This is a genomic window from Armatimonas sp., assembly GCF_964826245.1.
Genome location: NZ_CBAYMC010000266.1, coordinates 1 through 5,487, shown reverse-complemented (window position 1 = coordinate 5,487; position 5,487 = coordinate 1). Strand labels below are relative to the sequence as shown.

Here is a 5,487-nt window from a genome sequence, read left to right as displayed (position 1 = left end):
TGTCGAGCGCGTTGGTGGCATTCACCTCGCTGGAGGTTTGGTAGGTCTTGGAGCTCAGGATCGTACGGATCGTGTGCTTCAGGTCGTACTTATGGTCGGTGAAGTCTTTGGCGAGGGCCTCCAGCAGGCCAGGAACGGAGGAAGGAGTCGTGGCCCGCATGTCGTCTACAGGGTGCACGACACCACGGCCCAGATAGTGGCTCCAGACACGATTCACGGTTGCTTTGGCAAAGTAGGGATTGTCATTGCTCGTGACCCAGTCTGCCAGAACGCCTACTAGGTCCGGGCCATTATTCGTGTTGCTACGGCTGGAGCGCATACTGCTGGTGTCTAAAGCGGCGCCCGTTCCTAGGAGGGTTGGAGGGGCATCTTTTCCCCGGTTCTTGCCGGTGACGCTCTGGTTATTGACACGACCGTTGGGATTGTAGTAGATCTCCGACTCACCATCGAGGTTGCCGTTGCGTGTCCCGACACGCCCCATAAACGCGGCGAAGTTCCAGTAGTCGTCGGTGGTCCACTTATCAAAGGGATGTTTATGGCAGCGTGCACAGGCCATCCGCTGGCCGAGAAATGCCTGGGCTGTGGTCTCCATACGCTCATCGGGGTTGCGGTCAATCTTATAGAAGTTGGTCGGGCCGTTGGTATAGCTGGAGCCACGCGCCATCAGAAGCTGCTTGACAAACTGGTCGTAGGGGGTGTTTTGCGCGACAGAGTCCTTGAGCCACTCGGTGAAGAGTGCCGCGCTTCGCTCTCCGCTGATATTGTTGCCGAGATTTCGCGGGTGCACGCGCAGCATATCGCCAAGCCGCAGAACGCGCATGTCCACAAACTCGGGGGAGTCTAAATACGCATCAATGATCTTGGTGCGCTTATCGGGAGCCTTGTCGGCGATAAAGGCGGTGAACTCGTCGGCGGAGGGAAGGATTCCACGGACATCGAGCGAGACACGGCGTAGGAACTCGGAGTCGTTGGTGAGGCGCGACGGTTGGACATTGAGGCGCTTTAAGTTTGCATAGACCAGCTCATCTATCAGATTGCCCGGCGTGAGCTTTGGGTAGGGAGCTTTGTCTTCGCGTGGCAACGTCAGAGAGGCGGCGTGGACGGTTCCGAGATAGCGCACGACAACGGCGGCTCCGCCCCAGCGCTTGCCAGTCATGGTGCCTTTTTCGTCCACGGTTACCACGGCGGGATCACTTGTCTCGTAGTTGGCTTGTGCAGTCACATCGCGGCTGGTGCCATCGGAGAAGCTCGCCACGACTTTGAGCGGCACCCGCTGCCCGACTTTGCTAAGCGTGATCTGCGCGGGCGTCACCGTCAGCTTGCTCAGAGTCGCATCTACGGCCTCATCAAACGGCGCTCCGGCGGCGATCCAGTCCCGGATGGTCTTGTACTCGGGAGATTTTTCGGAGAAGCGCTCACCGCCTGTGTGAGCAGTCTTGTTGGTAGCCTTCATCAGAAGCAGGCTTTTCTCTGGCTCCAACAGGTTCACGCGCCGACCACGACCGCCGCGCACGATTGGCTCAAAGTCATCGGAAGGCGTGAGCGTGAGGAGGGAGAGCTGGAGCCCCCCGCGTCCCCCAAACTTTCCGTGGCAGGCCGCAACCGAGCAGCCCTTTTTATCTAAGATAGGCGCGACATCGCGCAGAAACTGCGGAGTAGCCGCTTTGGTGTTTGCGCGTGCCCGCGGGCCGATAACGGCAAGTCCTGTCGCCAGCACGGTCAGTGCCAGTAAGATCCCACCGCGAGTCCGATTTTGGGTCATGAAAAGTCTCCCTTGAAAAATCCTAAAAAAATTATCCCCTATTCCGGCACGATCGTCAATGCACGACCGGTAAAATAGTCTGATTTCGACTCAAGGAGAGAAAATTGGAAACACGACGATGGCTCGCCCTGCTTGCGGGCATGATGGTTCTCGGCGCACTGGCCGTGGGCTGCGACAACAAACCGGCGGAAGAGTCCGCTCCCGCTCCGGTTTCTGCGGATGCCGCAAAGCCACAGGAAACCACACCTAAAGCCGAGGTTCCCGCAAGCAAACCCGAACAGCCTGCTGCAGACGCCCCCAAGCCTACGGCTGAGCCCTCCGATAAAAAGGCCGCAACACCCAAACCTGAGGCTCCCAAGATGGAGGGAGACAAGGGCATTACGGAGACGGTAAAAGAGGGTGCGGAGAAAGCTAAAGCCGGGGCCGAAAAAGCCAGCGCGCTTGCCGATAAAGCAGGCGAGGCAGCATCCAAGCTCCCCGGTGAGCTAGGGGAGAAGGCCAAGGGAGCCGCAGATGCTGCCAAGGCGGGAGCCGAGAAGGCAAAAGCCGGTGCGGAGGCCGTCAAGGGGGGCATGGAGAGAGCCGGAAGCGCCGTCAAAGGTGCGGGTGATGCGCTCAAAGGCGCAGGCGATGCCGCCAAGGGACTCCTCGGCGGTAAGTAGTCCTAGCCAAGATTCTGAACAATCTCTTTGGCGATTTCCAAGGACGCGGTGGCGGCGGGAGAGGGGGCGTTGCAGACATGAAGCTGCCTCTCCCCCCGCACCAATAAGAAGTCGTCTACCAGCTCACCGGTGTTTTTTAGTGCCTGCGCACGAACTCCCGCGCCCGCGGGAGTGACATCCTCTGCCTGAATCTCTGGTATTAGGGCTTGCATCGAGCGGACAAAGAGTGTCTTGCTCAGTGAGCGCAGAATTTCTTTCGCCCCTTCCCCTCCGTGCTTTACTGCAAGCTTCCAGAGAGCGGGGTAGGTAAGCATTTCGCGCAGCTCTCCGAGGTTCAGATCAGACTTTCGGTAGCCTTCGCGTGCTAGTGCCAAGACGGCATTGGGCCCTGCATGGACACTGCCATCGGTCATGCGGGTGAAGTGTACACCCAGAAACGGAAAGCTTGGGTTGGGCACCGGGTAGATGAGGCCCTTGACGAGCGAGCGTTTCTCGGGGATCAGCTCAAAGTACTCGCCGCGAAAGGGAACGATCTTGGCGTGGGAAGTGGCTCCGGAGAGAGCTGCGATCCGGTCGCTGTAGAGCCCACCGCAGTTGATGAGAAAGCGCGTCGTAAAGTCTCCTTGCGTGGTTTGCAGGGTCACACTATCGGGCTTGTGGATTACTCCCAGGAGCTTTGTATTCAGGCATAACTGTGCCCCGTGCTCATTGCTGAGCTGAGCGAGTTTCTGTGCTACTTCTATGTAGTCAATGATGCCCGTGCTAGGAACAAAAATCCCAGCGACTCCTCGGACATGGGGCTCGTGCTCCTGAAGCTGCTCGGGCATGAGGCGATGCGCGACAATCCCATTGACCTTTGCTCGTTCTGCCAGGGAGTCCAATCGGGAAAGCTCGCTGGGATCGGTGGCGACAATCACTTTCCCGCAGATGTCATGGGCAATGCCATGCGTCTGGCAGAACGTGGTCATGCTCCGTGCCCCCGCAACGGCGAGGCGGGCTTTGGCGCTCCCTGGCTTGTAGTAGATTCCGGAGTGAATCACCCCGCTGTTGTGCCCTGTCTGGTGCGCGGCCCAGCGCTCCTCTTTTTCGATCAGCAGCAGCTGTGCTTGGGGGAGTTTTTGGGTGAGCTCGTGCAGGGTCGCCAGTCCGACAATCCCACCGCCCACAATTGCAAAGTCGTAAACCATTCGTTACCTATTTTAGCGTAGTTGTCTTGTGTCCGTAAATATTAATTTAAGGACACAAAATGGGTTTATGGTATTGTTGCGCATTATCGCAAAATAACTGTATAATCACATCATGACAATGCGCGAAATCGCAAGACAATGCGAGCTTCCTGAGAGCACGCTTCGAGTGTGGCGGGACGAGTTTGAGGCGTTTTTGCCCGCCGAGGGCCAGGGGAAACGGCGCCGCTACCCAGAAAGCACTCAGGAGCAACTCATTAAGTTGGTTGCGTGGAAGAAGTCTGGGATGCCCAGCGAGCAGATTCGCCAAGAGCTGGCAAGGCGTGGGACGGCCAAAGAAAAAACTCTCCGTCGGACGACGGAGAGTCAGCTTGAGGAAGTGTTAGCGCTCCTACGAACGCAGGCCAGCGAGCTTGCCACACTCAGAGCAGAAGTAGGGGAGCTACGCCGACAGACCAGTCAGGCGCGAAAGCCAGAGGCGTTTGAGAGTACTATTTTAGCGGAGGGAGCTGCTGGTCGAGGAGCTGTTTAAGCTCTTTGAGCTTGGTGGCGTGGCCGTAGAATGTCACCCGGCTACCCTCGGCTTGCGGCGTCACCGTGGCCTTTACGGTGACGGTTGACCAAGGAAGCACGGGGATCGTGTAGCTGCCTGGCTCGCTCGGCTTCCCGCCTAGCTTTTGCGCGGCGGCTCCGAGAAACTGCTGGGTCTGGGCAGGCGCCATGTCGTAGCTACCCTCCACTCCAATAGTAGCAGCGGAGGTCGCCATGGTCAGGCTCAGGAGCGTGATCACGGCGCAAATCACAAGAGCGACCAGAAGTCCGATAAAGCGTTTCATGCGACTCCTCGATTGATGGCATCGGCGATGGGGCGAAGGCCGTGCATTAGCGCGGCGAACTCCTCAGGTGTTACTTGCTGGAGCGCATCTTTGAGCGCGTTCTTGGGGTCGGGATGCACTTCGATCAAGAGCCCATCGGCACCAACGGCGACTGCGCCTTTGCTAAGCGCGGCCACCAGTGAGGCGCGGCCTGTGCCCTGCGAGGGATCCACGATAATTGGGAGATGGGTAAGCTCTCTCAGCGCCGGGACGGCGGCCAGGTCGAGCGTGTTGCGCGTGTAGGTTTCAAACGTCCGAATGCCGCGCTCGCATAAGATCACGTTGGGGTTGCCGCCCAGAAGAATATACTCCGCCGCTTGGAGCCACTCGGTGAGCGTTGCAGACATTCCGCGCTTGAGGCAGACCGGCGTCTTTGTTTTTCCTACCTCGCGCAGGAGATCGTAGTTTTGCATGCTACGTGTCCCAATCTGCAAGATATCGGCGTAGCGGCAGACCAGCTCGACACTGCGCGGATCCATCACTTCGGTAATAATCGGCAGACCTGTCACGGCTCTTGCCTCCGCGAGAATCTCCAAGCCTTCGGCTCCCAAGCCCTGAAAGCCATACGGTGACGTGCTGGGTTTGTAGGCTCCCCCACGAAGTACGGTCGCGCCTTGGGCTTTGATCCACTGAGCCGTGGTGAGGGTCTGGTCTCGACTCTCGACGGTACACGGTCCCGCCATCACCACAACGGGGCAACCTTCCCCAATACGTAGCTGCCCAATCGTGACCACGGTTGGCTCGGCCTGACCATCCCGCGCGGCCAGCCGGTAGGGGCGCTCTAGGTCAGGCACGCTTCAAGTGCCTCCAAAAATCGCGCGTTTTGCTCGGGGGTGCCAATGGTGACGCGCAGGTGGGTCGGCAGGTCTTTGGGAAAGGCCCGGACGATAATTCCCCGCTTCAGGAGCGCATCGAACATCGCTTTGGCGGGCTTGCCGGTATTCACCACGATAAAGTTGGCGCGTGTGGGCACCCAGCTCAGGCCCAGTTTCTCAAACCCCGCG

General features: G+C 58.7%; 7 protein-coding genes. 2 read left to right on the top strand and 5 right to left on the bottom strand.

Going from position 1 to position 5,487, the window contains the following annotated elements:
• On the bottom strand, positions 1–1,762 hold a 1,762-nt coding region (locus AC1XOS_RS19205; RefSeq protein ID WP_481963831.1), incomplete at its 3' end, for a DUF1549 domain-containing protein.
• 104 nt (positions 1,763–1,866) lie between these two features.
• Between AC1XOS_RS19205 and AC1XOS_RS19200 the strand changes: the two genes are divergently transcribed.
• The gene (locus AC1XOS_RS19200) at positions 1,867–2,424 is read left to right on the top strand and encodes a hypothetical protein (protein WP_481963830.1); all 558 of its coding nucleotides are present in this window, start codon (positions 1,867–1,869) and stop codon (positions 2,422–2,424) included.
• Between the two features lie 2 nt (positions 2,425–2,426).
• Here the strand turns inward: AC1XOS_RS19200 and lhgO are convergent, their stop codons facing one another.
• Complete coding sequence (gene lhgO, locus AC1XOS_RS19195) at positions 2,427–3,611, bottom strand: L-2-hydroxyglutarate oxidase (RefSeq protein WP_481963829.1); 1,185 nt, start codon at positions 3,609–3,611, stop codon at positions 2,427–2,429.
• A gap of 112 nt (positions 3,612–3,723) precedes the next feature.
• Here lhgO and AC1XOS_RS19190 point away from each other — a divergent pair, with 112 nt between their 5' ends.
• Positions 3,724–4,140 (top strand): MerR family transcriptional regulator, encoded by a 417-nt coding sequence (locus AC1XOS_RS19190; protein WP_481963828.1) that lies wholly within the window; start codon positions 3,724–3,726, stop codon positions 4,138–4,140.
• On the opposite strand, the gene AC1XOS_RS19185 is transcribed toward AC1XOS_RS19190, so the two are convergent.
• The 3 genes from AC1XOS_RS19185 to AC1XOS_RS19175 form a co-directional block, all read right to left on the bottom strand.
• The gene (locus tag AC1XOS_RS19185) at positions 4,100–4,444 is read right to left on the bottom strand and encodes a hypothetical protein (RefSeq protein ID WP_481963827.1); all 345 of its coding nucleotides are present in this window, start codon (positions 4,442–4,444) and stop codon (positions 4,100–4,102) included. The genes AC1XOS_RS19190 and AC1XOS_RS19185 overlap by 41 nt on opposite strands.
• On the bottom strand, positions 4,441–5,277 hold the full coding sequence (gene aroF, locus AC1XOS_RS19180; RefSeq protein ID WP_481963826.1) for a 3-deoxy-7-phosphoheptulonate synthase: 837 nt from the start codon (positions 5,275–5,277) through the stop codon (positions 4,441–4,443). Before aroF ends, AC1XOS_RS19185 begins: the two co-directional genes overlap by 4 nt.
• Positions 5,265–5,487, bottom strand: a 223-nt coding sequence (locus tag AC1XOS_RS19175) for an aminotransferase class I/II-fold pyridoxal phosphate-dependent enzyme (protein ID WP_481963825.1), incomplete at its 5' end; no start/stop codon positions are given. The genes AC1XOS_RS19175 and aroF, both read right to left, overlap by 13 nt.

Bases quoted from the DNA above. Each gene is read 5' to 3' on its own strand.
- lhgO (WP_481963829.1), bottom strand. From the start codon at position 3,611: ATGGTTTACGACTTTGCAATTGTGGGCGGTGGGATTGTCGGACTGGCG.
- AC1XOS_RS19190 (WP_481963828.1), top strand. From the start codon at position 3,724: ATGACAATGCGCGAAATCGCAAGACAATGCGAGCTTCCTGAGAGCACG.
- AC1XOS_RS19185 (WP_481963827.1), bottom strand. From the start codon at position 4,444: ATGAAACGCTTTATCGGACTTCTGGTCGCTCTTGTGATTTGCGCCGTG.